Origin of the sequence: Gluconobacter sp. P1C6_b (assembly GCF_018811945.1) — a bacterium.
GTDB lineage: Bacteria > Pseudomonadota > Alphaproteobacteria > Acetobacterales > Acetobacteraceae > Gluconobacter.
This window is the reverse complement of the sequence record NZ_JACRVU010000056.1, coordinates 1-2,186: the sequence shown is the minus strand read 5'-3', so window position 1 is coordinate 2,186 and position 2,186 is coordinate 1. Positions and strand designations below refer to the sequence as shown.

The following is a 2,186-nucleotide window of genomic DNA, read 5'->3' as shown; positions in this document are numbered from 1 at the left end:
TGTGCGGACCATACGCTTTCGGAGCATCCTTCCACTGAAGGCCGTTGCGGATCACATAAACGATCCCGCTCAGAACACGCCGGTCATCCACGCGTGGCACTCCGTGCGCCAGAGGGAAAAACGGCTCAATCCGCTCCATCTGCCTCTCAGACAGCAAAAACACGTCACTCACAGCCTCATCTCCATCGATAAGACTGTGAATCACAATGCCCCACTCAGTTCAATAAATTAATAGGTCCTGAGCCTAGGTCGCTTTTTGATTCAGACAGTAAGGTTTAACCGACCCTTTGCAGCGGAACGGGCTGAACAGCCACAGATCCCGGAACGCTTTGGATCTGACGCTCCTGGTCCAGATAGCGCAGGCAACTGACCCGCAGAAAAGACGCCATATTGGGCAGCTCACCCCGAAGCTCCAGAATTTCATCCGAAAGCTTCGTGATGAGTTGGTTGACGGTCATGCCATCGGCTGCGGCAATTTCCGTCAAGACATCCCAGAACATGTTCTCCAGCCGGATCGTGGTGACGACACCATGGATCCGCAGGGACCGTGTCCGGCTTTCGTAAAAGATCGGGTCGGCGCGGACGTAGAGTTCACACATGGCGGGTCTTTCCCTGCGGATAACAATCAGGCTTCGATCTTCGTGCCCAGAACCTTAAGGAACTGGCCGATCCAGGCCGGGTGTGCTGGCCATGCTGGTGCTGTCACCAGCTTACCGTCCGTCACAGCCCCATCAATCGCAATCGCCTGATAGTCTGCGCCTGCAAGGATCATTTCAGCACGACAGGCGGGATAGGCAGAAACCTTGCGACCGGAAATGACATTGGCAGCAGCGAGAAGCTGCGGGCCATGGCAGACGGCAGCAATCGGCTTGTCAGCCGTCACAAAGGCCCGGATCAAGTCCAGCACGCTTTCATCGGTGCTGAGCTGTTCAGGCGCACGACCGCCCGGAATGACCAGCGCATCGTAATCATCTGCTTTCGTGTCTGCATAGGTGGCGTTGAGCGTGAAGTTGTGGCCACGCTTTTCGGTGTAGGTCTGATGGCCTTCGAAATCGTGGATGGCCGTCGCCACCTGCTCGCCAGCCTTCTTGCCCGGAGACACCACATCCACCTTGTGTCCAACCATCAGCAGCATCTGGAATGGCACCATGATTTCGTAATCTTCAACGAAATCACCTGCGAGCATGAGAATACGTTTACCAGCCATGAGATCATCCTGACGATCGAGGTTCAAAAGACGGACTCCTTCTTACCGTATGCAGAAGGACTGTGGGTAATAGGTGGTAACGACACGCAGTCCAGAGGGCGTCGGCGCGTCATGATACGCCTCATCGGGCGTGCGTCCAGCCAGTGCTGCGTGCGGACGCTGCCCGTTATAATGGGTGACCCATTTCGTGAGCCCCACTCGAAGTTCTGATCCGGTCTCAAAGGCGTGCAGGTAGACGCATTCGTATTTCAGCGACCGCCACAGACGCTCGATGAACACGTTATCCAGCCAGCGCCCACGTCCATCCATGCTGATGCGGATCTGACGCTCTTCCAGGAGCCCGGTAAAACGGGGCGTCGTGAATTGTGAGCCCTGGTCAGTATTGAAAATGTCCGGGGTGCCGTAGCGCATCAGCGCATCTTGTAGCGCCTCGATACAGAACTCCGCGTCCATCGTGTTCGACAGACGCCAGGACAGGACCTTGCGCGTGAACCAGTCCATGATCGCCACGAGATAGAGAAATCCCCGTTTCATGGGGATATATGTGATGTCGGAACACCAGACCTGGTTGGGTCGGTCGATGACCAGATCCCGCAGCAGATACGGATATTTCCGATGCTCCGGATGCGACACTGTCGTGCGCGGCTTCTGGTAGATCGCCCGCAGACCCATAATCGCCATGAGCCGCCGGACCCGCTTGCGCCCCACTTCATGTCCCAGGCGGCGCAGATGGAGGGTTCGAAAAACCTTCTGGATTTGAGGGTTCCTCTGTGATTCCATCTCTCCTGCGTTGATTGGGGATGATGGCAGATGAAGCAGCCTGGTTTCTTTGATGTTGAAGAGCGGCTGGCCCGGTTAAGCGGGCTTGGCGATCAGCTTGAGGCATTTTCCCGGACTGTGGATTTTGAGGTGTTCCGCCCTGATCTGGAGAAGGCTCTGGCCTATTCAGATGGGAGCAAAGGTGGACGACCGCCGTTTG

General features: G+C 56.3%; 3 protein-coding genes and 2 pseudogenes. 1 reads left to right on the top strand and 4 read right to left on the bottom strand.

Features of this window, described 5'->3' with window-relative positions; translation table 11 throughout:
- From KP701_RS16030 to KP701_RS16015, 4 genes and pseudogenes are all read right to left on the bottom strand, one after another.
- On the bottom strand, positions 1 to 172 hold a 172-nt coding region (locus KP701_RS16030; RefSeq protein ID WP_215747542.1), incomplete at its 3' end, for a transposase.
- A 103-nt stretch (positions 173 to 275) separates the two neighbouring features.
- Complete coding sequence (locus KP701_RS16025; RefSeq protein WP_099287330.1) at positions 276 to 599, bottom strand: ribbon-helix-helix domain-containing protein; 324 nt, start codon at positions 597 to 599, stop codon at positions 276 to 278.
- Between the two features lie 26 nt (positions 600 to 625).
- On the bottom strand, positions 626 to 1,207 hold the full coding sequence (locus KP701_RS16020) for a DJ-1/PfpI family protein (protein WP_058989288.1): 582 nt from the start codon (positions 1,205 to 1,207) through the stop codon (positions 626 to 628).
- Positions 1,208 to 1,249: 42 nt separating this feature from the next.
- Positions 1,250 to 1,945, bottom strand: a pseudogene (locus tag KP701_RS16015) (IS3 family transposase); the annotation flags it as partial.
- A 72-nt stretch (positions 1,946 to 2,017) separates the two neighbouring features.
- On the opposite strand from KP701_RS16015, the pseudogene KP701_RS16010 reads away from it, so the two are divergent.
- Positions 2,018 to 2,186: pseudogene (locus tag KP701_RS16010) on the top strand (IS5/IS1182 family transposase); the annotation flags it as partial.

Bases quoted from the DNA above. Each gene is read 5' to 3' on its own strand.
- KP701_RS16020 (WP_058989288.1), bottom strand. From the start codon at position 1,207: ATGGCTGGTAAACGTATTCTCATGCTCGCAGGTGATTTCGTTGAAGAT.
- KP701_RS16025 (WP_099287330.1), bottom strand. From the start codon at position 599: ATGTGTGAACTCTACGTCCGCGCCGACCCGATCTTTTACGAAAGCCGG.